This window comes from Paraburkholderia madseniana, from assembly GCF_009690905.1.
Lineage (GTDB): Bacteria > Pseudomonadota > Gammaproteobacteria > Burkholderiales > Burkholderiaceae > Paraburkholderia > Paraburkholderia madseniana.
Genome location: NZ_VOSW01000007.1, coordinates 80241 through 104129, shown reverse-complemented (window position 1 = coordinate 104129; position 23889 = coordinate 80241). Strand labels below are relative to the sequence as shown.

Annotated in this window: 21 protein-coding genes; 12 read left to right on the top strand and 9 right to left on the bottom strand. The window is 62.0% G+C overall.

Annotated elements, in window-relative coordinates:
- The first annotated feature begins 93 nt into the window (after positions 1–93).
- Both FSO04_RS05815 and FSO04_RS05810 read left to right on the top strand, forming a co-directional pair.
- The gene (locus tag FSO04_RS05815) at positions 94–1029 is read left to right on the top strand and encodes a GlxA family transcriptional regulator (RefSeq protein ID WP_154558775.1); all 936 of its coding nucleotides are present in this window, start codon (positions 94–96) and stop codon (positions 1027–1029) included.
- Positions 1030–1110: 81 nt separating this feature from the next.
- Complete coding sequence (locus tag FSO04_RS05810; protein ID WP_154558774.1) at positions 1111–1581, top strand: HIT family protein; 471 nt, start codon at positions 1111–1113, stop codon at positions 1579–1581.
- 216 nt (positions 1582–1797) lie between these two features.
- Here FSO04_RS05810 and FSO04_RS05805 read toward each other — a convergent pair whose 3' ends face one another.
- The gene (locus FSO04_RS05805) at positions 1798–1977 is read right to left on the bottom strand and encodes a hypothetical protein (RefSeq protein ID WP_168435575.1); all 180 of its coding nucleotides are present in this window, start codon (positions 1975–1977) and stop codon (positions 1798–1800) included.
- Positions 1978–2254: 277 nt separating this feature from the next.
- Here FSO04_RS05805 and speG point away from each other — a divergent pair, with 277 nt between their 5' ends.
- Both speG and sap1 read left to right on the top strand, forming a co-directional pair.
- Positions 2255–2794 (top strand): spermidine N1-acetyltransferase, encoded by a 540-nt coding sequence (gene speG / locus FSO04_RS05800; protein ID WP_154558772.1) that lies wholly within the window; start codon positions 2255–2257, stop codon positions 2792–2794.
- 449 nt (positions 2795–3243) lie between these two features.
- Positions 3244–3582 carry a surface attachment protein Sap1 gene (gene sap1 / locus FSO04_RS05795; protein ID WP_154558771.1) on the top strand — a complete coding sequence of 113 codons (339 nt, stop codon included), beginning with the start codon at positions 3244–3246 and terminating at the stop codon, positions 3580–3582.
- Between the two features lie 290 nt (positions 3583–3872).
- On the opposite strand, the gene FSO04_RS05790 is transcribed toward sap1, so the two are convergent.
- The 5 genes from FSO04_RS05790 to FSO04_RS05770 all read right to left on the bottom strand — a co-directional run bounded on the left by FSO04_RS05790 (position 3873) and on the right by FSO04_RS05770 (position 11125).
- Positions 3873–5606, bottom strand: coding sequence for an IlvD/Edd family dehydratase (locus tag FSO04_RS05790; RefSeq protein ID WP_154558770.1), 1734 nt, complete (start codon positions 5604–5606; stop codon positions 3873–3875).
- Between the two features lie 59 nt (positions 5607–5665).
- A complete protein-coding gene (gene araH / locus FSO04_RS05785) occupies positions 5666–6670 on the bottom strand; it encodes an L-arabinose ABC transporter permease AraH (protein WP_154558769.1) in 1005 nt (334 codons plus the stop codon).
- A gap of 85 nt (positions 6671–6755) precedes the next feature.
- Positions 6756–8315: an L-arabinose ABC transporter ATP-binding protein AraG gene (araG, locus tag FSO04_RS05780; protein WP_174825276.1), complete on the bottom strand. Its 1560-nt coding sequence runs from the start codon at positions 8313–8315 to the stop codon at positions 6756–6758.
- Positions 8316–8413: 98 nt separating this feature from the next.
- Positions 8414–9418, bottom strand: a complete 1005-nt coding sequence (locus FSO04_RS05775; protein WP_154558768.1) for an arabinose ABC transporter substrate-binding protein — start codon at positions 9416–9418, stop codon at positions 8414–8416.
- 258 nt (positions 9419–9676) lie between these two features.
- Positions 9677–11125, bottom strand: a complete 1449-nt coding sequence (locus FSO04_RS05770) for an aldehyde dehydrogenase family protein (RefSeq protein WP_154558767.1) — start codon at positions 11123–11125, stop codon at positions 9677–9679.
- 177 nt (positions 11126–11302) lie between these two features.
- On the opposite strand from FSO04_RS05770, the gene FSO04_RS05765 reads away from it, so the two are divergent.
- Positions 11303–12280 (top strand): LysR family transcriptional regulator, encoded by a 978-nt coding sequence (locus FSO04_RS05765; protein ID WP_154558766.1) that lies wholly within the window; start codon positions 11303–11305, stop codon positions 12278–12280.
- Between the two features lie 153 nt (positions 12281–12433).
- Positions 12434–12991: a YaeQ family protein gene (locus tag FSO04_RS05760; RefSeq protein ID WP_154558807.1), complete on the top strand. Its 558-nt coding sequence runs from the start codon at positions 12434–12436 to the stop codon at positions 12989–12991.
- 34 nt (positions 12992–13025) lie between these two features.
- Here FSO04_RS05760 and FSO04_RS05755 read toward each other — a convergent pair whose 3' ends face one another.
- The gene (locus FSO04_RS05755) at positions 13026–13451 is read right to left on the bottom strand and encodes a VOC family protein (RefSeq protein WP_154558765.1); all 426 of its coding nucleotides are present in this window, start codon (positions 13449–13451) and stop codon (positions 13026–13028) included.
- A gap of 398 nt (positions 13452–13849) precedes the next feature.
- Here FSO04_RS05755 and ada point away from each other — a divergent pair, with 398 nt between their 5' ends.
- The 4 genes from ada to FSO04_RS05735 all read left to right on the top strand — a co-directional run bounded on the left by ada (position 13850) and on the right by FSO04_RS05735 (position 18671).
- Positions 13850–15025 (top strand): bifunctional DNA-binding transcriptional regulator/O6-methylguanine-DNA methyltransferase Ada, encoded by a 1176-nt coding sequence (gene ada / locus FSO04_RS05750; protein ID WP_154558764.1) that lies wholly within the window; start codon positions 13850–13852, stop codon positions 15023–15025.
- Positions 15022–15939 carry a DNA-3-methyladenine glycosylase family protein gene (locus FSO04_RS05745; protein WP_168435574.1) on the top strand — a complete coding sequence of 306 codons (918 nt, stop codon included), beginning with the start codon at positions 15022–15024 and terminating at the stop codon, positions 15937–15939. The genes ada and FSO04_RS05745 overlap by 4 nt, the downstream gene beginning before the upstream one ends.
- A gap of 337 nt (positions 15940–16276) precedes the next feature.
- Positions 16277–17893 carry a glutamate--cysteine ligase gene (gene gshA / locus FSO04_RS05740; protein ID WP_154558763.1) on the top strand — a complete coding sequence of 539 codons (1617 nt, stop codon included), beginning with the start codon at positions 16277–16279 and terminating at the stop codon, positions 17891–17893.
- A gap of 277 nt (positions 17894–18170) precedes the next feature.
- On the top strand, positions 18171–18671 hold the full coding sequence (locus FSO04_RS05735) for a hypothetical protein (protein WP_154558762.1): 501 nt from the start codon (positions 18171–18173) through the stop codon (positions 18669–18671).
- 484 nt (positions 18672–19155) lie between these two features.
- Here the strand turns inward: FSO04_RS05735 and FSO04_RS05730 are convergent, their stop codons facing one another.
- Positions 19156–20718, bottom strand: coding sequence for a DHA2 family efflux MFS transporter permease subunit (locus FSO04_RS05730; protein WP_154558761.1), 1563 nt, complete (start codon positions 20716–20718; stop codon positions 19156–19158).
- 135 nt (positions 20719–20853) lie between these two features.
- Positions 20854–21396: a MarR family winged helix-turn-helix transcriptional regulator gene (locus FSO04_RS05725; protein WP_154558760.1), complete on the bottom strand. Its 543-nt coding sequence runs from the start codon at positions 21394–21396 to the stop codon at positions 20854–20856.
- Positions 21397–21649: 253 nt separating this feature from the next.
- Here FSO04_RS05725 and FSO04_RS05720 point away from each other — a divergent pair, with 253 nt between their 5' ends.
- Together FSO04_RS05720 and FSO04_RS05715 are read left to right on the top strand one after the other, a co-directional pair.
- Positions 21650–22009 (top strand): hypothetical protein, encoded by a 360-nt coding sequence (locus tag FSO04_RS05720; protein WP_154558759.1) that lies wholly within the window; start codon positions 21650–21652, stop codon positions 22007–22009.
- Positions 22010–22258: 249 nt separating this feature from the next.
- Entirely contained in the window at positions 22259–23815 is a 1557-nt protein-coding gene (locus tag FSO04_RS05715; protein ID WP_154558758.1) for an efflux transporter outer membrane subunit, read from the top strand.
- Positions 23816–23889 lie beyond the last annotated feature (74 nt).

The following is a 23889-nucleotide window of genomic DNA, read 5'->3' as shown; positions in this document are numbered from 1 at the left end:
CTTTTTTGTGGGCATCGCGGTGTTGACGAGTGAAGTCTAAGCGCGTAGCCTCTTGTCTCAAATGTCGTATTTACCTCGTTTTAGGACATCGCAATGAAACGCATCGGCGTGGTGGTCTTCCCCGGCTTCCAGATCCTCGATATGGTGGCGATCTCCGTGTTCGAACTGGCGAACCTCGAGGCCGGGCAGCCGGAATACCAGGTGGAAGTCATCTCCGAACAGGGCGGGATGGTGCGCAGCTCGTCGGGCGTCGAGATTGCGACAAAGGCGTTTGGCGACCCGGCGTATGACACGGTGGTCGTCACGGGCGCGATGCAGATCGAGCCGTCGTCGGCGGGATTGCTGGGGTTTTTGAACGACGCCCTCGCCGCCTCGCGCCGCACCACCAGTATCTGCACCGGTGCCTTCGTGCTGGCCGAAGCGGGCATCCTCGACGGCCGGCATGCCACGACCCACTGGTACCACGCCCGCAACTTGCAGCAGCGCTTTCCCGATACACGTATCGACGAAGACCGCATCTTTGTCGCCGACGGCTCGGTGTGGACCTCGGCCGGCATGACAGCCTGCATCGATCTGTGTCTGGCGCTGATCGAAAGCGATCTCGGCATCGCGGTCTCGCGCGCCATCGCCAAGAAACTCGTGGTCTATCACCGGCGCACGGGCGGCCAGTCGCAGTTCTCGGCCATGCTCGACCTGGAGCCGAAGTCCGACCGCATTCAGGACGCGCTGTCGTACGCGAAGAACCATCTGCGCGAGCCGTTGACGGTCGAACAGCTCGCCGACGTTGCGCATCTGAGTCCGCGCCAGTTCAGCCGCGCCTTTCGCGACGAAACGCGCCAATCGCCGGCCAAGGCCATCGAGGCGTTGCGTGTGGAAGCCGCCCGCGCCATGCTCGAAGCGGGCCGTCACTCTATGGAAGCTGTCGCGGTCGAAACCGGCTTTATCGATACCGAACGGATGCGGCGCGCCTTTCTGCGCGCGTTCGGCCAGCCGCCGCAAGCGATCAAACGCGCAGCGCGCGCGATGTAACAGCGGGCTGTAACAGAGGTGGTGGACAATATCGCCGACAGCATCTCCACCTTGAACCGTACGGCAACTAGAGGACGCGTGATGAACTACGACGACAGCAATCCCTTCGCGAAGATTCTGCGCGGCGAACTACCCTGCATCAAAGTGGCAGAAAGCGATGCTGCGCTGGCCTTCATGGACCTGATGCCGCAGGCCGACGGCCACATGCTGGTCGTGCCGAAGGAAGCGGCGGTTGAGATTTTCGAGTTGTCGGATGCCTCGACAGTGGCCTGCATGCGCATGACGCAGAAACTCGCCATCGCCGTGCGCGCGGCCTTGCGCCCGGACGGCGTGTTCATCGGACAGTTCAATGGCGCCGCGGCGGGACAAACGGTGCCGCATGTGCATTTTCACGTGATTCCGCGTTGGGAAGGACAGCCGCTGCGCATGCATGCACGCGAAGTCGCCGATGCGGCCACGCTCGAAGCGCTCGCCACGCGCATTCGCAACCATTGGCGCGCCCCTGTTGACGGCGCGACGGCCGAGGACGACGCAACTGGTCACGCCCCGTAATATGTGTAATGGCCGGTGAAACCAGCCGATCGCGCAATGTGACTAGACTGGCGTCTGCCTTGTACCCACAAGGCATTGAGTGTGGATCTCTTTTCAGCCTGCCCGAAACGGCAGGCTTTTTTATTTGCGGGTCTTATTCGAGGGTCTCATTCGCGAACCGCCCTCGCCTCACAGCGACGCCTGCAGCGCGATGATCCATGCATTCCACTGAAAGGGTCAAACCCGATGCCGCGAGCGGCGCAGCGGATGCCGCCAGTCGATACGGCGCGGCTTCGTGGGCTCAAGATGCAGGTCGTGCAAATGCCGATGCTCCTGCCACAATTCGTCGGAGAAAAGAAACGCGACGATGAGCAGCGGGATGACCAGAAAGGCGCCTAATATCAATTGCTCGATCACGGTAGCCTCCATCGCAAGAGCATGATTTCATTGTAGAGCACCGCATGTGCCCACACGGTGCCGAGCCCCTCACAAATTTGCGATAAGCGGCCTGCGACAACGCGACGCCCCTCCCTTGCCGAACCCGCGCAGCGTCTCGCGCTTCGCAAGACCGCGCTACGCGGACGAGAGGCGTTGTAAGAACTCCCCGCGCTGCGCCCGGACTAACAGGAAACGCAAGCTTGAGTTCTCATGCTGAGGCTGCGGAATCAAACCAATAATTCTCAAGGGGAATCCAATGACTATCGAACACAGCAGCGAACTGACCCTGCGCCCGCTCGAGCGCACCGACCTGCGCTTCGTCCACGAAGTGAACAACAACGCAAAGATCATGCGTTACTGGTTCGAAGAGCCTTATGAAACGTTCTCCGAACTGACCCAGCTCTACGACCAGCACGTGCACGACCTGCGCGAGCGCCGCTTCGTGGCGATCGACAACGACGGCCAGACAGTTGGCGTCGTCGAGCTGATCGAGCTGGACTATATCCACCGGCGCGGCGAGTTTCAGATCATCATCGCACCGGATGCGCAAGGCCGCGGCTACGCCACCATCGCCACGCAGCTCGCGATCGACTACGCGTTTTCGGTGCTGAACCTGCGCAAGGTCTACCTGATCGTCGATAAGTCGAATACCGCTGCCATCCACATCTATGAGAAGTGCGGTTTCCGGCATGAGGCCGAGTTGATCGAGGAGTTTTTCGGCAACGGCCGCTATCACAATGCGTTGCGCATGTGCATGTTCCAGTCCGAGTTCTTCAAGACCGATCGGCACGGCTGAGTGAGTTCAACCTGCGTCAACCAGCCACGCCATGCTGCGTCGCCTGGGACACCTGGCACCGTTTATCTTCTGTATACACACCGTTATTTCGTGATTTTTGATTAGTCGGGTGAATGACTTTGTGTGCAACGCACCAAATGCCTGTATTAATTGTAGTAAATCACTTAATTGGTGCCTCACGTTTACGCCAATACGCGCCGCAAAGCTTTACTGGTTAAAGCGGCGCACCCTGCCCGTCTTTTAGTTATCCGTTTCAATCCGTCCTGTTTAAGCGGCTGCTCAAGGCTTAAGCAGGTGCGACAGGTGGTGCGACAATTCGCCGCTGTTGCGACCGCACACAAGATGTGCTTGTCGTTCTTGCGCGTTCTCCTAAAGTGCAAGGTGCGGGTTCGACGTTAAAGTTAAATACATAGCTAACCTGAGTAATTCAACCCGCACCGGAGGAAAATATGAAAACGCGAATCGCCCTTGTTTTCGCCATTGCGGGATTGGCTGCCGCTTCTGTTCAGGCTCAAGACGCCATGGTCAAGCCGCAGCAAACAATCCAGTTCAAGGCCAACGCGTATGGCTGTCTGTCGAAGGATAAACTCGACGCCGCCGACCAACACGCGCAAGCCGGGGAACAGCAAAAGATGCAAGAATTCTTCTCGGGATATCAGTGCGTTTCGACGCCGGAAAACTCGAGTTTCCGCGTTGTGCGCGTGGTTGGCCATGACGTCGAATTCGTGAACGCTGGGAATAGCGATACACAAGGCCTCTGGGCAAACGATCGATTCATCAAACAATAAGCTAAACGCCAACACCCCGGGTAAACGCCCGGTTTGACGGGTTTTAATTTACGCTACAAACCCTCTGATATTAAAAATCTGAGGGGCTGCGAACCTGCGAGTTAAAAATCGGCTGGGCATTGAGTGCCCGGCCGCTTTTTATTTCTGCGCGCGTTTTCCATGGCGCGCTTTCCATGCGCGTTTTCCATAACGTGACGCCGATAAAAAAGCCGATGCGGGCTTTCGATCCGCATCGGCAATACGCCTTCTCGCAAAGCGCAGGGAGAAACGGCTAACCGTTCAAAAGACCATCAATGCGAGTCGCGCGGCACGGGCGCGCCGCTCGATCCGACCAGGAAATCCAGATCCGCCCCCTGGTCCGCTTGCAGCACGTGCTCGACGTAGAGCTTGTAGTAGCCGCGCGTGGGCGGCGCAGGCGGCTGCCAGGCAGCGCGGCGACGCGCGAGTTCTTCGTCGGTGACATCCAGATGCAGGCGGCGGGCGTCGACGTCGAGTTCGATCATGTCGCCGGTTTGCACGAACGCGAGCGGCCCGCCCGCGGCCGCTTCCGGCGATACATGCAGGACCACCGAGCCGTATGCCGTGCCGCTCATGCGGCCGTCCGAAATGCGCACCATGTCCGTGATGCCCTTCTGCAGCACCTTCTTTGGCAGCGGCATGTTGCCGACTTCGGCGAAGCCCGGGTATCCCTTCGGCCCCGCGCCCTTGAGCACCATGACGCAGTGCTCGTCGATATCGAGCGATTCGTCGTCGATCTTCGCGTGCAGCTCCTCGATGTTCTCGAATACCACTGCGCGGCCGCGATGCTTCAGCAGATGAGGTGTCGCCGCCGACGGCTTGATCACCGCGCCGTTTGGCGCCAGGTTGCCCTTGAGCACCGCGATGCCGGCCTTCGGCTTGAACGGCTCGGCGAACGTCGTGATGACCTTCTCGTCGTGATTCGGCGCGTTGCGCACGTTATCCCAGATCGTCTTGCCGTTCACCGTCAGCGCTTCGCGATGCAGCAGACCTTGCTCGCCGAGTTGCTTGAGCACGGCGGGCAAGCCACCCGCGTAGTAAAAGTCTTCCATCAGGTACTCGCCTGACGGTTGCAGATTCACGAGACACGGCACGTTCGAGCCGAGCTCCCAGTCCTCCAGCGAAAGCTCCACGCCAATGCGTTTGGCGAGCGCGATCAGATGCACGACCGCATTGGTCGACCCGCCGATCGCCGCATTGGTGCGAATCGCGTTTTCGAACGCCTGGCGCGTGAGGATCTTGTCCATCGTCAGATCCTCGCGGACCATATCGACGATGCGCCGGCCGGCCAGATGCGCGAGCACTTGCCGGCGTGCATCGACTGCGGGAATCGCCGCGTTGTGCGGCAAGCCCATGCCGAGCGATTCGACCATCGAGGCCATCGTGGACGCCGTGCCCATCGTCATGCAGTGGCCGCGCGAGCGGTTCATGCACGACTCGGCTTCGGTGAATTCTTCCTGTGTCATCGTGCCGGCGCGCACTTCCTCGGACATCTGCCAGACGCCCGTACCCGAGCCGATGTTCTTGCCGCGGAACCGTCCGTTGAGCATCGGTCCGCCCGACACGGCCAGCGCCGGCAGATTGCACGACGCCGCGCCCATTAGCAGCGCCGGCGTGGTCTTATCGCAACCCACCAGCAGAATCACGCCGTCCATCGGATTGCCGCGAATCGACTCCTCGACATCCATCGAAGCCAGATTGCGAAACAGCATCGCGGTAGGCCGCAGATTGGTCTCGCCGAGCGACATCACCGGAAACTCGAGCGGCAAACCGCCCGCTTCGTGCACGCCTTTTTTCACGTACTCGGCGAGCTCGCGAAAATGCGCATTGCACGGCGTCAGCTCGGACCACGTATTGCAGATGCCGATCACCGGACGCCCGTCGAATTCGTCGTGCGGAATGCCCTGGTTTTTCATCCACGAGCGATGCAGAAAGCCGTCGCGATCTTTGAGGCCAAACCACGCCTGGCTGCGTAGCGGCTTTTTAGTCTGGTTGGAATCAGCCATGAAATCTCCTGTTGGCAAGCATGTAGTGCGGGGCGCCTGGCCCGGGGCGTATGTCAGCCTCAGTGCACGCGCTTGCTGCGACGGTACTGATCGAACAACACCGCGAGCAGCAGAATCCCGCCGCGAATCAGGTATTGGTAAAAGGTCGGCACATTCATCAGGCTCATTGCGTCCTGCACGGAACCCATGATCAGCACGCCGACCAGCACACCGGAAATCGTTGCGACGCCGCCCGTCAGCGAAACGCCGCCGAGCACGCACGCGGAGATCACGCCGAGTTCGAGACCGACCGACGTCTTCGGGTCGCCGAGGCTCATGCGTGACGCCAGCATCACGCCTGCAAAGCCCGTGACGAGGCCCTGCAATACGAACACTGTGATCTTGATTCGGGTGACCGGCAAGCCCGCGAGCAAAGCGGCCTCGCTATTGCCGCCCACGGCCAGCACGTTTTTGCCGAATACGGTTTTCTTCAGCAGAAAACCGAACAGCACGAAGCCGACGATGTTGCTCCAGATCGGATAAGAAATACCGAGGAACGCGCCGCCGCCGAGGTCGAAGAAACGCTCTTCGGAAATCATCACCGCGTCGCCGTTCGACGTGATGAAGGCGAGGCCGCGCACGACTTCCATCATCGCGAGCGTGACGATCAGCGAGTTGATCTTGTAGCGCGCGACCAGCACGCCGTTGACCAGTCCGACTGCGCCACCCGCAAGCACACCGGCGGCGATGCCGAGCGTCACGCTATGGGTCGCGGTAATCAGGCTGGACGCAACCACGCCCGCGAACGCAACGATCGACGCCACCGACAAATCCACTTCGCCCAGCGCGAGCACGAACATCATCGTTACGGATATCGAACCAATTAGCGTGACGGAGAGCAGCAAGCCCTGGATGTTTCGCGAGCTTAAGAAATCCGGCACCGTGAACGACAAAGCCGCGAACAGGATGATGAACACCATCACGATGCCGGACTTGTTGATGAGATCCCAGGTGCGCGCGGCGCGCGCGCTCAGGCCCGAGGAGGCGATGGCTGGCGTAGAGGAGTCGGTTGAGGGTGTCTGCATGATGTCTATTCCGTTTTCGATGGCGCGACGCAGTTGCCGTCGGTTGCATTCAGTGGCCTTCAGTTGACTGGTGAGCGCGGCGTCCTCAGCGTGGCAGCGCAAGTTTGATCAGCGCATCCGGCGTGGCCTGCGCCTTCGGCAGATTGCCGACGATGCGGCCTTCCTTCATCACGATCACGCGATCCGCCACGCCGATCACTTCGGCCAGATCGCTCGACACGACGATGACCGTGCGGCCCGCTTCAGCAAGCCCATACAGCAAGCCGTAAATCTCGCTGCGCGCGCCGACGTCGATGCCACGCGTGGGTTCGTCCATCAGGAACACGTCGATGTCTTCGGCGAGCCAGCGCGACAGAATCACTTTCTGCTGATTGCCGCCGGAGAGGGTGCCGATCGGCGTTTCGCCATTGCGCGTTTTGATCGAGAGCTTGCCGATGAACTCTTTGGCGGTCTGCGCTTCCTTGCGGCCGTTGAGCACGTTGAAGCGGCTGAAGTGACGGCGGCAACTGATATTGAGGTTGTCCGACACCGAAGCAATCGAGACGATGCCTTCCTGTTTGCGATCTTCCGGGCACAGTGCGACGCCAGCACGCACGGCATCGCGCGGCGTGGTGAAACGCACGCGTTTTCCCTTGAGCACGATCTCACCGGCGCTCGGTTTGACGGCGCCGTAAATCAGTTTCATCAGCTCCGAACGGCCAGCGCCCACCAGACCGAAGAAGCCGACGATTTCGCCTTTACGTGCGGTAAACGAGGCCGGTTCGCGCAAGCCGCGTCCCATCAGGTCCCTGACTTCGAGTTGCAGGCCACCCAGTTCGCGTGTGCGATAGCCGTACACGTCGGCGATCGAACGGCCCACCATGCAACTGATCAGGCGATCGCGATCGAGTCCGTCGCCGGCTTCGAACGTATCGATGCGGCGACCGTCGCGAAACACCGTCACGCGGTCGCACAGTTCGTAGACTTCGTCCATCCGATGTGTGACATAGATAATCGCGCGGCCCTCGGCCTTCAACGCGCGGATGATCCGGAACAACTGCGCGGTTTCGCGCGACGACAACGAACTCGTCGGCTCGTCGAACGCAATCACGCGCGCATCGCGCATCAGCGCCTTGCCGATTTCGATCATCTGGCGCTGACCGATCGAGAGATTCTTCACCTGCTGCGACGGGTCGATTTTTTCGCCGAGTCTTTCCAGCTCGCGCACCGCACGTGCAATCAGCGCCTTTTCATCGAGCACGCCGAAGCGGTTGGGCAGGGCGCTGAGCATCAGGTTCTCTGCAACGGTCAGTTCAGGCACCAGATGCAGTTCCTGATAGATGATCGCGACGCCCGCCGCGATGGCCGCCTTGGTGGTGACGAACTGCTGCTCGACACCATCGAGCAATAACGTGCCCGCCGCCGGCTGGTTCACACCGGACAGCACTTTGAGCAGCGTCGATTTGCCGGCGCCGTTTTCACCCATCAAACCGTGCACCTCGCCGCGCCGCACGTCGAGCGACACCTGGTCGAGCGCGAGCACGCCGGGAAAGCGCACGGTGATGCCGTCGAGTTGCAGATACGGATCAGTCGACGTAAGCGTAGGCGAGGGCGCTTGCGCGGGCCGCGCCGCTTGGCCCGTTTCGCCAGTGTGAGAAACCGTCATCGAAAGCCTCTAGCGGGTGGACAAGCTATGCGGGCCGATCTCGCGTTGACGTCAGCGTGAACGTGAAAAGGCCCGCAGTGTGCAGACTCGAATACCGCTTAAATTCCGAGCTCTTTACGCACGTCCTGCCAGTTGCCGCGCACCATCAGCTTGCCGGTGGTTTGCGTGTCGGCGGGCGGCTGCTTGCCGTCCTTGATCCACTCGACGAGGTTCTCCGTGCTCTCCTTGCCGTGCATCGTCGAGCTCACTGCGATCGTGCCGTAGAAGCCCGTCGGTTCCTTCTTCTGGAACTCGGCAAACGCTTCGCCCGCACCGTTGATGCCGACGCCGATCACGTCCGCCGCCGGAATGTGCAGTTGTTCGGTCGCGCGAACGCCACCCAGCACGCTTTCCTCGTTCAACGCGAAGATCACCCACTTCTTGATGTTCGGATGCTGCGCAAGCCCCGGCGACGATGCGTTGAAACCGCCTTCGTCATCGGTCGTCTTTTGCGGCGCGTCGAAGATGTTTTCCTTCTTGAAGCCGCCGGCCAACAGCGATTCCGTTGCGCCGTCGGTGCGCAGTTTGGCGGTCGGCAGTTCGTAGTTCGTGATGCGCAGCGCGCCGACTTCTTCCGGCTTCCAGCCGCGGCGCTTCATCTCTTCAGAGATTGCCGTGCCGACCTGATTGCCGATCTTGAACGCGGACATGCCCAGATGCGGCACGTTCGGCAGCGGCTTGCCGGTGGAGTCGACCAGTTGATCGTCAACGGTGACGAACTTCATGTTGTAACGCTTCGCACGCGCCTGGATCGCCGGTCCGAGCCGCACGTCGGGCGCGCAGATCACGAAACCTTTGGCGCCTTGCGCGCCGAGGTTATCAATCGCGGCCAGCACTTTCTCGCCATCCGGCGTGCCGATGTTGACCACCGCGAAGCCGTCCTTCTGGCCGAGCGCGCTGGCGGCTTTCTGTTCGTTGATGAACCACGCCTGTTCCGGCATCTTCACGAGGAAGCCGACTTTCAGTGGCTGATCGGCGCGTGCGGAGAATTGTGCGGCAAAGGGCGCGGCGAGAGCCGCTGCGGCGATCGCGGATAGCGTCAAACGGCGAAGCTTGCTGGTCATACTTGTCTCCTGAGGTTGAAAAGCTGCATTGGTTTCGTTTATTTGCAGCAGGGAATGCACGGCGGCGTCAGCCGGGGCGTGGATGGGCGATGGGGTAAGCCGTTCGAATCGCGGCAGCGTGCACCGTGCAACACGCGGCATGCTGAGCGATGAGATTCGCGGCCGAGTGAACTGCGAGATACACGGCGGCTACGGCGCTGCTAGGGGCAGCGGAATGAGCCGTGGGAGATGTGACGTGGTAAGCGAGTCCCATGGCCATCAACCCGCAACGTAGGCCGTTTTCACGGCCGTCCAGAACGCTGCATCGGTTGCGCCGTAGGCCGATGCCTTGCGACCGCCACCAGCCGCGTGATGCTCGATGGTGGTCGTCGGCAGATTGATCGTGACGAGGCCGCATTGCGCGTGGCGGCGGAAATGCCGCGCGCGGCTCAAGGAGCGCGTGCAGATGCCGGCGCATAGACCGTAAGCGGTGTCGTTCGCGAGATGCAGCGCGTGGTCGTAGTCGTCGGCTTTCAACACGACAGCGAGTGGACCGAAGATCTCGTCGCGTGCGATGCGATGTTCGGGTTCGCCGATAAACAAAGCCGGTTCGAAAAAGTAGCCGCGTGTCGCGCGCTCCAACTGACGCCCGCCGTGCAGCAGTTGCGCGCCTTCCTCCTGACCAACGCGCACGTAGTCGAGATTGCGCTCCAGCTGCGCGGCGTTGGCGACCGGGCCAATATCCGTACCGTGCTTCAGTGCGTGATCGACGTTGAGTCTCGCGAGCTTCGCCCGCAATGCGTCGGCGAACGGCTCGAACACCGCACGTTCGACGATCAACCTCGACGCAGCCGTACTGCATTGGCCGGTGGAACCATAGGCGCCGCTGAGGGCTGCATCGACGGCGCTGTCGAGGTCGGCATCAGCCAACACCACGAAGGGATTCTTGCCGCCCATTTCCAGTTGCACGCGTGCTTGCCTTGCAGCCGCAACCTGCAGGACACGTGTGCCGGTTTCTGCCGACCCAGTGAAACTGATCGCCGCCACCAACGGATGCGCGGCGATCCGAGCGCCGACTTGCCGGCCGCTGCCCATCACAAGGTTGAATACGCCGGCCGGCAAACCTGCGCGACTGACAATGGATGCCAGCGCCGCCGCACAACCCGCTGCCGATTCGGCCGGTTTGAAGACCACGCAATTGCCGTGGGCGAGGGCAGCGCCGATCTTGGCGGCGGCAATCGCCAGCGGCGCGCTCCAAGGCGCAATGATGCCGATGACGCCGAGCGGTTCGCGCGTCACATCGATCTCGACGCCGGCGCGCGCCGCCGCCACGGGTTCGGCAAACGCGCGGAGTGCCTCGGCGGCGAAGAACTTGAAAATCTGGCCGGCGCGCGTGGCTTCGGTCAAGGCCTCCGGCATCGGCTTGCCGACCTCGCGCGCGAGCAGCCGGCCGAGTTCGTCACGCCGTGCCAGCATCTCGCTGCCGATCGCATCGAGCGCATTCGCGCGGCGCTGCGCCGAACCCAGGGACCATTCGCGGAACGCCGCGCTGGCCGCTTCGATGGCCGTATCGGTTTGCCTTGCATCGGCCCGGACGTAGTCGCCGACCGGTTCATCCAGATCCGACGGATTGAGCGACACGCCGGTGGTCGCGCCCGTCTCCCATCCGCCATTGATGTAATGGCGGAACGGACTGGCAACGAGCGGGACGAGCGGATCGCGATTCATCGACGGGAGGGCGCCACATGGGGAAGCTCAGAAAGTCCACGAATGGTATGAGCCGCCCCAATAACTTTCCAATCCCTTTTTCGGCCATCCCGATATCAATTTCGATATGGCATGATGGAGACTCAACGACGGCAAATCGTCCGACAGACGGCATCGAGCTGCATAGGGAGACAGGCCATGACGCGTAGCTACTCGAACTGGTTCGTGCGGGCGCGGCTCAAGACGCGACAGTTGCTGCTGCTCGCAGCAATGGAAGAGGAGGGCAACGTCCGGCGCGCTGCCGACGTGCTCGGCATGACCCAGCCTGCCGCGTCGCGGCTCCTGAAAGAGCTGGAGGACATGCTGGAGGTGAGTCTGTTCGACCGCACGCCGCACGGCATGCACGCCACCCTGTATGGCGAAGTGATGATCCGTCACGCGCGCATGGTGCTCTCGAATCTCAGCCACGCGCACGATGAAATCTCGGCACTGCGCGCCGGTCTGGCCGGCCAGGTGCGGATCGGCGTGATCGCCGCGGCCGCTGCGACGATGGTGCCGCGCGCCATCGCCAGCGTGAAGGAACGCTATCCGCAGTTGCAAATCTGGGTGGAGGTGGAAACGTCGGACGTGATGCTGCCGAAGCTCGCCGAAGGCGAGCTGGACATCATGGTCGGCCGGGTACTGGAGCGGCAGAACCAGTTCAAGACGGAAGTCCGCTACGAACCGCTCGCCGACGAGCCGCTGTGCGTGGTGGCGCGTCCCGGCCATCCTCTCGAAAATGAAACAAGTTTGACACTGCGCGGAATCGTCAACGCGAGCTGGGTTTTGCACCCGCCGGGCAGCGTTTTGCGCCATCGCTTTGATCTGATGTTTTCGCAGATCGGACTGAATCCGCCCCAAAACGTCGTCAATACCAACAATTTTTTGGCGATTTCGAGCTTATTACTTCAAAGCGACATGTTGGCGGTTTTACCTGACGAAGTGGCGCGTCAGTACCAACAGTATGGTGTTCTCAAGCAGGTACCGATCGATTTACCGTGCAGAATGGATACATTCGGTATCATCACGCGCCAGTCGCATCTGCTTTCGCCAGCGGCCTCCGTCGTGCTGGAAGCCTTACGGGAAGCCGCTGCCGGGGTGTATGGCACCGCTTTCGAGCCGACAGTGGCGCGATAAATGCTTCTCCCGTTGCGATAGTCGCAACAGTAGCCGGCTTTTTCGGCTCGGGAGGAACACGCGATGTACAACAAACACGGAACACGGCAACGCGCCGTCGACGATTCTTTTTCTGTTCGCTCCGGTGGAGCGAGCGCCTGGTTTAGTAACGGCATGGCTCTCAAATCGACGATTTACAAGGCGGAACTCCAGATCGCCAACATGGACCGGCACTATTACGCCGACCATTCCCTGACGATCGCCCGCCATCCCTCGGAAACCGACGAACGGATGATGGTCCGCGTCGCCGCGTTCGCGTTGTTCGCGCAGGAACGCCTCGAATTCTGCAAAGGTTTGTCCGATGTCGACGAACCGGACCTGTGGCAGAAGGACCTCACCGGCGCGATCGAAACCTGGATCGAAGTCGGCCAGCCGGACGAACGGCGCATTGCCAAGGCCAGCGGCCGCTCGAACGAGGTGATCGTGATCGCCTATGGCGGCCGCACGTCGGACATCTGGTGGCAAGGCGTGCGCAGCAAGGTCGAACGCATGCGCAATGTGACGGTATGGACGCTCGGCGAAGACGTCGCCGCCGCGCTCGGCTCGCTGGCCGAACGGACCATGCGTCTGCAATGCACCGTGCAGGACGGCGAAGCATGGCTCGGTAGCGCTGAAGCCGATGCGGTGAAGATCGAGTGGACGGTGTTGAAGGCGCCCGCCGACGCCTGGTAGCCTGGTAGCCTGGTAAAGGCCTTGGCAGCGCCCGTTACAGCGACGTAACACGCGACGCTTCGGGCGGCCCTTTGAGCTCGACCATATTGCCTTCCGGGTCGAACAGATACAGGGATTGCCCAAACCCATCCGCGCCATAGCGCAAAGCCGCCTCGCCGGGCCGCGCGCCGTGTTCGGCCAGATGCGCCTTGAGCGCCTCGGCGTCGAACGGCTCAACCCGCAAACACACGTGGTCCATATTCCGCCCCGCGCCCGGCACGCCGTTTTCGGGGTGATCGAGCTTGGCGCCGACCTTTAGCAGGTCGATCAGCGAGCGCCCCGCGCGCAACTGCATCAGCCCCAGATCGGGCTGCTCCTTCTCGATGCTGCAACCGAGCACCTCGCAGTAAAAGCGCGTCATCTGCGGAACGTTCGACGCCCGAATGACGATGTGATCGATCTCGCGAATGTGGATTTTCATATCGAACGCCCCCAAGGCTTGCTCGCAGAACGGATGAACAGCCACCAGTGTAGGAGAAAGGACGGCGCCGCGAGAGCGGGCGATGAACTCGTCACGAGGGGCAGATCAGAAATGTTCAGACGAAAAAAAGCCCGCTCTATGTGGAGCGGGCTGAATCCATATCAGGAGGAGACATGGAGGAGACAGGTACTAATATACACATGGGGTTGATGCGACGCAATAACTTTTTAAGGGAAAACCCGATATTGGGCCAAATTGTCGCAGTTTGAGGCGAAACGGGCGACCGGCGGGGCTTCCGGCCCTACGAGGAAGCGCAATGACAGAGCAAGAACCGGGGCGTAGTGTTTCGGCATGCGGCCTACATTGGTGAGCATCGACACCGCCTTTCCGGGACCATCATGAACCGCACCGATCTTACCGAGACCAGCAACGAAGCCGCCGTCAGCACGCCGCGCTGGGCCACAGACGCCGAGCGTTGGGAAGCCGTCGTCCGCCGCGAGCCGCAGGCCGACGGCGCGTTCTTCTACGCCGTCAAAACGACGGGCGTGTTCTGCCGCCCGTCGTGCGCGTCACGCCAGCCGCGTCGTGAAAACGTCGCGTTCTTCGCCGACGCAAACGCCGCGCGCGCCGCGGGCTATCGCGATTGCAAGCGTTGCCAGCCCGGCGGCCTGCCGCGCGAGCTGGAGATCGTCAATCGCGCCTGCGCTGCGCTGGATGCCGATCCGCAGCAGCGCCTCACGCTCGCGCAGCTAAGCGACGCGGTGCACGTCAGCCCGTTCCATTTGCAGCGTCTGTTCAAGCGCGTGGTCGGCGTCTCGCCGCGTCAGTATCAGGCCGCGCAACGCGGCGCCGCGTTGCGCGATGCGCTGCAGAGCGGGTCGGACGTGACGCGCGCTACGCTCGACGCCGGCTTCGGCTCGCCATCGCGGATGTACGACAGCGCTTCAGCCGAATTGGGCATGGCGCCATCCGCGTTTCGCCGCAAAGGCGCCGGGCTTACTGTGCGCTACGCCAGCGCGCCGACCTCGCTCGGCTTCGTGCTGATCGCAGCAACCGACAAAGGCATCTGCAAAATCGGTTTCGGCGACGATGCCGCAATACTCGTCGACGATCTGCGCGGTGAGTTCGCTAACGCCGGACTGGTCGAAGACGCAACGCGGCTCGCACCGTTCATCGCCCAGATCGACGCCTATCTGCGCGGCACCCGCCAGGACTTCGATCTGCCGCTGGATATCGCCGCCACCGCGTTCCGGCAACGTGTATGGGATGCGCTGCGGCGCATTCCCTACGGTGAGACGCGCAGCTATTCGCAGATCGCGGAAGCGGTCGGCTCACCGCGGGCCGTGCGCGCTGTGGCAAGCGCGTGCGCGACGAATCCGGTCGCGCTGGCGATTCCATGTCACCGGGTCCTGCAGAAGGGCGGGGCGCTGGCGGGATACCGCTGGGGCCTGCCGCGAAAGGCCGCACTGCTCGACAACGAAGCCCAGCACGCAGGCGACGTTTCGCGCGACGAAGCCGATCGCCGCGAGCACGTGGCCATCGCAACCACCACCAACCTGGACCATGCCGCGTGAGTACGCTTGACGACGTCGCAACACTCGAACTGCCCTTCAAACCACCCTTCGACTGGCCGCGCCTGCTCCGCTTTTTCGGCGGACGCGCGACGCCTGGCGTCGAAGCCGTCGAAGACGGCGCCTATCGCCGCGCGATCGATTGGGCCGGCGACAGTGGCACGCTGACCGTGCGCCTGCATCCGCGCAAGCGCTGCATCGTTGCGAACATCGACGGTCCTGCGAGCCGTCACGCCGACGCGCTCGCCGCGCCGATCGCGAGGATGTTCGACCTGCACGCCGACCCGAAGAAAATCGGCACTGAACTGGCCGCCGACCCATGGCTCGCGCCGTTGATCGAAGCCGTGCCGGGATTGCGCGTACCGGGCGCGTGGTCGGGCTTCGAGCTGGTGGTGCGCGCGATCGTCGGGCAGCAGGTCAGCGTGAAGGCGGCGACCACCATCATCGGACGATTGGTGCAGCGTGCCGGCGAACGCATCGACGGTCATCCGCATGAGAACACCGCGTGGCGCTTTCCGACGCCCGCCGCGCTCGCGGCGGTGGATCTGGAAAAGATCGGCATGCCGGGTAAACGCGTAGCGGCGTTGCAAGGGTTTGCGCAGGCGGTCGCTTCGGGCGACGTGCCGCTCGACAGCAACGTCGCCGATGCCAACAGCCTGCGCGCAGCCTTGCTCGCATTGCCTGGCATCGGGCCATGGACAGTCGAGTATGTGGCGATGCGTGCATGGCGTGATGCCGACGCCTGGCCTGCTTGGGACCTCGTGCTGATGCAGTCGATCTGCGCGCGCGATCCGGCGCTCGTGCGGCCCACGCAGCAACGCACCCGCACCGACACATGGCGGCCGTGGCGCGCGTACGCGGCGATGCACCTGTGGAACGAGGTGGCGGATCGGGCCGGCGCAGCGCGCGGCGGCTGAGATCGTGTGGCGGTCCGGGAGGAGGGCCGCACGGAACCGACGGACCGTGGGCAGGCGGCTAGCTCGGCGGCAGCACTCGGACGACGCCACGCGAATCGCGCGTCGGGCGCGTGAAGGGTAGCGTAAGGCGCAGGGCAGCCCCTTTTGTGCTGAACCGTGCTGAAATCAGGCCAGGTTGTGTCGTCGGAAGGCCGTCCGAAGCGGCCTCAAGCAGCCGTCGTGGCGAGATGTTAAAGTGCCCGCTACCCGAAAATTCCGCCGAACGTTGTCAACCGCGCAGTGCTGCACCTAAGCAGTGAAGCGGCACATGGCGGCCGACAACGCCCGACTCGCATCAATGCCAAACACGACACCTTCCCGCACGAACGACGCGTTCTCGCACCGCCTGTCCGTGCTGACCACAGGCCCACAGCGCGACGCGCTGATACGCGGCCTGCGCGGCATCGAAAGGGAAAGCTTGCGCGTAACGCACGACGGCAAGCTCGCCATGACGCCGCATTCGCGCGCGCTCGGCTCGGCGCTCACGCATCCGTCGCTCACCACCGACTATTCCGAAGCACTGCTTGAACTGATTACGCCGGCTGAACACGACGTCGCGATCACGCTCGAGAAACTCGATACGCTGCATCGTTTTGTCTACGCTGAACTCGGCGACGAGATCTTGTGGAACAACTCGATGCCGGGCCTGCTGCCTGAAACGGACGAAGGCATTCCGATCGCGCATTACGGCACGTCGAATATCGGCAAACTGAAGTACGTGTACCGCATTGGCCTCGCGCTCCGTTACGGCCGCACGATGCAGTGCATTGCGGGCATCCACTACAACTATTCGCTGAACGAAGAAGTGTGGCGGGCGTTGCATGCCGACCAGCAATCCACGGCAAACGCCGTCGATTTCCAGTCCGACCGTTACCTCGCGCTGATCCGCAATTTCCGCCGCACCAACTGGCTGTTGATGTACCTGTTCGGCGCATCGCCGGCACTGGATCGCCGATTCCTGCGCGATCGCCAGCACACGCTCGAAACCTTCGACGCCGACACGCTGTATCGCCCGTACGCGACCAGCTTGCGCATGAGCGACCTCGGCTACTCGAACACCACGGCGCAAGCGGCGCTGCACGCCGACTACGACACCTTGCCGGGCTACCTCGACGCACTCGCGAAGGCCGTGAGCCAGCCGTATCCCGCGTATGAAGCGATCGGCACGCAGCGCGACGGCGAGTGGGTGCAGATCAACACGAACGTGCTGCAGATCGAAAACGAGTTTTATTCGACGATCCGTCCGAAGCGCGTCACGTATCCCGGCGAGCGTCCGCTGCATGCACTGGCTGCCCGCGGCGTGCAATACGTCGAAGTGCGCTGCATGGACATCGATCCCTTCGAGCCGACCGGCATTTCACTGGAGACGTCGCGTTTTCTGGACGCCTACCTGCTGGTCTGCGCGCTCGACGACAGCGCACCGCTGCCGCCGGACGCGTACGCGGAGGCCAATCAGAACTTCGGCCGCGTGACGATGGAAGGCCGCAAACCGGGCCTCGAACTGACGCGCGACGGCAACCCGATCGCGATGACAGATTGGGCGAACGAACTACTGGTCAAGATCGACGCAGCCGCGGCAACACTCGACGCGCTGCATGGCGGCGACTCACACGCACGCGCCGTGGCGGTTCAACGGGCAAAACTGGCGGATGTCTCGCTGACACCGTCTGCACGCGTATTACAGACGATGCGCGACAAGCAGCAGAGCTTCCTCACCTTTGGCCTCGAGCAAAGCGAAGCGCACGCCGCCTATTTCCGCGCGCGCCCGCTGGATGCCGCGCAGACGAAAGAATTCGCCGACCTCGCTACGCAATCGCTTGCAGAGCAGGCCAAGCTTGAGCGAGAAGAGGTGGGTTCATTCGACGCATTCGTCGCGGCCTACAGGGCGTACACGTTGAACCGGTTTAGCGTCTAAACGACGACGAACGTAGGCAGCGCGCCGGAAAAAGCAGCCTGGGGACTAATGCCGTTCAGTTAACGCTGAGCGGCATTTTCATTTGTGAAGCACGAAGCGGCCTTGGCGGGCCGCTTTTTATTGGGCACAGGTAACGTCTACGCAAAGCGCCGCCGTCGGCCCAACTGTATCGGCAAAATCACCGTTCGTTTAGCCATTCGCAAATGGACATGAAACACCGTGCCGAGGATGCGGTCCAACTTAGACGACACGCTCCAGAGCGGGAGGCTTCAAGGCGATGAAAAAAGGTCTGTTGGCCGTAGTGTGCATAGTGGCGGCGGGGTGTTCGACGCAGGGTCAGGTGAACCCGGACGTGATGCAGATCGCGACGACGCCGTTGACGTGTTCGAGCAAGGCCGAGTGCGATATCTGGTGGCAGCGAGCGCAGACGTGGGTAGCGGGCCATTCGACGTACAAGATCGAGTCTTCGACTGACACGTTGATCCAGACATCGGGCCCGGACGGCGGCAAGCGCGCGCTGGCGTACCAGATCACGCGGACCCCAAACCCGGACGGCACAGCAACGATAGGTTTCGCAGCGCATTGCGACGGCTCAATGGGTTGCAAACCAAACCCATGGGAGGCGGGCGCCGACTTCAAGCAATACGTACGAGGCAACACGCCGGGCGCGCCGCAGAGCGACACAAAACCATCGCAACCAGCACCAACGGCGATGCACCCCGATGCATTGCAGGGACAATCGGTCCCGGGAACGAGTGGGGAAGCGATAACGCAGTAGGAGAGGAAAAAGCGGCAACGCAGTCAGCAACGAACCAGTTCGCGATCCTCTACGAGGATCGCTGCACCAGACAACGCGTGTAGAACAATCCGATTGGCTTTGCACACAAGAAATCAGACGCTACCACCCGACAACGCAAAAGCATGACGAGTGGTTTTAAGAAGTACTCTTCGGCGCGCGCAGCGCCGCCGGAAGAATGACGCCCTTGTCACTGGCGTATGCCGGTGCACGAACACAGATTCCAGATGCACCACTACCCGCAGCAGACCACGGGCCCCGCTTAGCATTAGCGGTTTGAGCTGCTTTCTTTTGCCTACTTTTCTTTGCAGCCGGCAAAGAAAAGTAGGTGCCGCCCCGCACAGGCAACGCTAATAGACCACTAACAATTCAAGGAAAGGCCAACGCCCCAGGAGCACAAACACAGAGCTCAACCACACCAACAACCCAACAAAAAAACCACCACCGCCGAAGGCAAAAAAAACCCTCAGTGCCCCGTAGAAGGCCCAACCCCCTTCCTGGGCTTAGTAACCCAAACAAGCACGGCCAGTACAAGAAACGCCGCACAAGAAATACGAAAAAAGTCATTAGTGGCCATCATATAAGCCTGCGCAGTAACAACCTGATTCAACTGAGCGGTGAGGCTATCACCAGAAAGCCCGAGACTCCCCAACGCGTTGGTATAGGCATTCGTATTAGCCGCATAAACGTTCACAGAATCAGTCAACATCGCATGATGATAGATGGTGTCATTCTCCCAGTACGTCGTACTAATAGCCGTCCCAATCGCCCCAGACAAAGTCCGAAAAAAGTTCGACAACCCGGAAGCACTAGCAAGCCGCTCATCCGACACGCTGGACAGCGTAATAGTAGTCATCGGCACAAAGAAACAGGCAACGCCAATACCCTGCACCAACCGCGGCCAGATCACATGATTGAATGGCACATCGAGCGTAAAAGTCGAATTCCAGAACGACACGAACGCAAACACGATGAACGCAAAACTCGCCACCACCCGCAGATTCAGCCGATGCATATTCTTGCCGATCATCGGCGACAAAAACAGCGCAAGAATACCGACCGGCGCCGTCGCCAAACCGGCAAGCCCGGCGGTATACCCCATCACTGTCTGCAGCCAGAGCGGGAAAATCACCACTGACCCGAAGAACGCCATAAACCCGAACGAAATGATCACCACGCCGAGCGCGAAGTTACGATCCTTGAACAGCGAAAGATCGACAACGGGTTCCTTGTCCGTCATCTCCCACACCAGCAGGAACGCAATCGACACCACCGCGATAATGGCCAGCGTGATGATAAACGTCGAGTTGAACCAGTCGCGATCCTTACCGAGGTCGAGCACCATCTGCAGGCACGACACGCCGATCACGAGCAACGTGAGGCCGACCGCATCGATGCGCTGTTTGGTGACCTTGGTTTCGCGGCCACGCAGCAGCAGGAACGCGCACACCGCCGAGAACAATCCGATCGGCACATTGATGTAGAAGATCCACGGCCACGTGTAGTTGTCGGTGATATAGCCGCCCATCACGGGCCCGAAAATCGGCGCGCAAATCACGGTCATCGCCCAAAGGCCGAGCGCGAGCCCGCGCTTTTCCGGTGGGTACGAGCGCATCAGAATCGTCTGCGAAAGCGGGACCATCGGCCCTGAGACGAGCCCTTGCAGGAGCCGGAACGCGATCAGCGACTCGAAGTTGTGCGCGAAGCCGCACAGCGCCGAGGCGATCGTGAAAAGCAGAACGGACAGCGTGAACAACCGCACCTCGCCGACGCGCCGCGCCAGCCACCCGGTCAACGGCACCGCGATCGCCGAGGCCACGGAATACGACGAGATGACCCAGGTGCCCTGACTGGTCGCCACGCCGAGGCTGCCGGAAATGGTCGGCACGGCGACGTTCGCGATCGAGGTGTCGAGCACTTCCATGAACGTGCCGAGCGCGAGACCGACGGTAAGCAACGCCAGCACCCCGCCTTTGAGCGGAGTGGGTTCGGCAGCGGGTAGGGCTTCGGCGGGAGCCGTGGCAGCCATGTGTGTTTCTCCTCAGCCGGGAAAGCTTGTCGCGGCAGCTTTATCGCACCCTTCAAGTGGCGCGCTTACATGCCGGATCACCCTCTGCCCAGACAGACATTTTCAAACGATGACGCTTTCAAAAGCGCCTCTTGGTTACTGCCCGCCGTGACCTGGCGGAGGTTCTTCGGGTGAGTCTTCCAGCGAGTCCTGCGATGGTCCGAGGCCGCAACACGCGCTGGTTCCCTCATCGATCCCGTTCGCAATGAAACGGCCGAGCAGGTCGAGCAGAGTGGCGTGGTCGGCGGCGGAAAATCCGCGCAACTGCTCGTTCAGCACGGCGGCTCCCAGACTGGGCAATTGCCGCGCCGCTTCGTGGCCCTGCGGCGTCAGTTCCAGCTTGACCATCCGGCGGTCGGCGTCGCTGCGCGTACGCACGATAAAGCCTTTCTTTTCAAGGCGATCGAGCAGACGCGTCATGGATCCGCTGTCGTATGACATGACGCGCGACAACTCGAACGGCGTGCTCGCGCGTTGCGCGGATAACACCAGAATCACGCCGATTTGCTGGGCGGTCAGTCCTAACGGTTTGACCGCACGGTCCATCCGCTCGACAAGCACGTTTCGCGCTTTCGTCAGGTAATAGCCGAGACTCGATTCGAGGTGAATCTCGTCCGCGTTGTAAGGGCCGTCGGGCATCGTGTATCCGGGAACATCGTCAAACAGAACGGATTCTAGCTGCCTAAGCAGACAAGTCAAATTTCATTTCGCGTCGTGCGAACGGCGCAAAAAACAACACCGCGACTGCGCGCGAAGCAAAGTATCTTGAAATTTAATTGCATAGTCAATATTATTATAGGCAACGAGTTACGCGCGACCCGCGCCACCCGAGACCATGTTCTGACCGATTGTCTGCGCGCCGCAATGGCGCCGTGCCAAAAGGATTTCCCCGATGCTGTACCTCAAAAACACCCTTGGCGGCTTGAGCCGCTCCCTGACCGATTCCGCGCTGAGCAGCTTTCAAGGTCCGCATCGCTGGTGGAAGCTGGCGTTGTTCACCGTGCTGTTCGTCCTGCCCGGTGGATCAGTGGGAGTCGCGATGTTGGCGTGGGTGGAGCATCGGCGAGGGCAGAAGGGGACCCAAGTCGTCCCGGTGGAACCGGTGGGGTCCGTCATTGCGGCGGGGAGTGTCGTCGCGACCGCTGCTGCTGCAAGCCCGGTTGGCCCTTGCCCGGCACGCTCAGGCGCGCCGTGCCGGGCTGCGGCTGGCAAGCTGGCCCGGCAGCCTGCGTCAGCGGATTCGCGAGTTTGACTCTCTAGTCGTGGAACCGGCCTTTGTTGCCTGCGCGGCGCTTTTTCGTCGCCAAAGGCAACCAGGCCGGTAACAGCACGTAACCATCCCGACACGCTAAGTAACACACCTCCGCCTCCCCCCGCATTACCCTTTCAGTTTCCCGCGCCCCAGCGGTCCCATACGCTAACATCCCGGCAGAGCCATGATCTCGCCCGGTCGGCGGTGCCGCCATCGGCCGCACTGCGGCGTCCAGAAGGAATCCATTGCATGCAGTTTGAACGAATCTCGCGCGCGCGGACGCTTGCGCCCCGCGCCCTGACTATCGCGGTAGCCGCGGCCCTCGCCACCGTGCTGGCCGGTTGCGTGGTCGGCCCCGACTACAAGCGGCCCGCGGCCGAGATCCCCGCGTCCTACAAGGAAGCCGCGCCCGGCTGGAAGGTCGCCCAGCCGGCCGATCAGCACGACCGCGGCGACTGGTGGACTATCTACCAGGACCCGCAACTCAACGCGCTCGAAGACCAACTGAACGCGTCGAACCAGACCGTCGCCCAATTTGCAGCCGCCTATCGCCAGGCACGTGCGCTGGTGGGCGAAGCACGCGCGGCATATTTCCCGACCATCGGTGCATCGGCAGGCGCCACGCGCTCAGGCAACGGTTCGTCGTCCAGTGGCAACTCAACCCGCTCCAGCGTCAGCAACAGCTTCAACGCGCAACTCGACGCAAGCTGGGAGCCGGACCTGTGGGGCTCGGTCACGCGTTCGGTCAATTCGCAGAAAGCCGGTCAGCAGGGCGCCGCCGCCGATCTGGCGAATGCGCGGCTGTCCGCCCAGGCCACGCTCGCTCAAACCTATTTCTCGCTGCGCTCGCTCGACTCCACCCAGAAGCTGCTCGACGACACCGTCGCGGCCTATCAGCAGTCACTGCAACTCACGCAGAACCAGTACGCGGCCGGCGTCGCCGCGCGCTCGGACGTGATCCAGGCGCAAACGCAGTTGCAATCGGCCCAGGCGGCCGCGATCGACAACGGTGTGCAGCGCGCGCAGGACGAGCACGCGATCGCCGTACTCGTCGGCGAACCGGCCTCGACCTTCTCGATTCCGCCGATGCCGCTCACCGCCACGCCGCCCGCCGTGCCCGAGCAGATGCCGTCGGCGCTACTCGAGCGGCGCCCGGATATCGCATCGGCTGAGCGCAAGGCGGCGGCGGCGAACGAACAGATCGGTGTCGCGATCGCCGCGTTCTTCCCGACGCTGACGCTGTCGGCCACGGGTGGCTTCCAGAGTTCGGTGTTCTCGCAATTGCTGACCGCGCCGTCTCGCTTCTGGACGCTCGGCCCGCAACTCGCCGCCACGATCTTCGACGCCGGCCTGCGTGAGGCAAAGACCGAAGCCGCACGCGCTGCCTACGACCAGAACGTCGCGGCGTACCGTCAAACGATTCTGGCCGCGTTCCAGGACGTCGAGGACAATCTCGCCTCGCAGCGCATCCTCGAACAGGAAATCGTCGTGCAGCAGCAAGCGGTGGATTCAGCGCGTCAGGCGCTGGCCATCGTCACGAACGAATACAAGGCGGGTACGGTCGGCTACGTCAACGTGCTGACCGCGCAGACCACGGCCTTCCTCGCTGAGCAGAAGCTGGAGAACATCGCCGGGCAGCGGATGGTGTCGTCGGTGGGTCTGGTGAAGGCGCTCGGCGGTGGCTGGGACGCGTCGCAAATGAACCGCGAAACGGGCGATATGGCGGCGCCCGCGCCGCAGCCGGCAGCGTCGGCGACGCCGGTGGCACAAAGCGGAGCCGCGCCGCAATCGGCGCAGAGCAACTAGGCAAGGGACTCGTAAAGTCAAAGCAAAAGAGGCATAGCCGCGCAATGCAGCCATGCCTCTTTTTCTTGCAACCG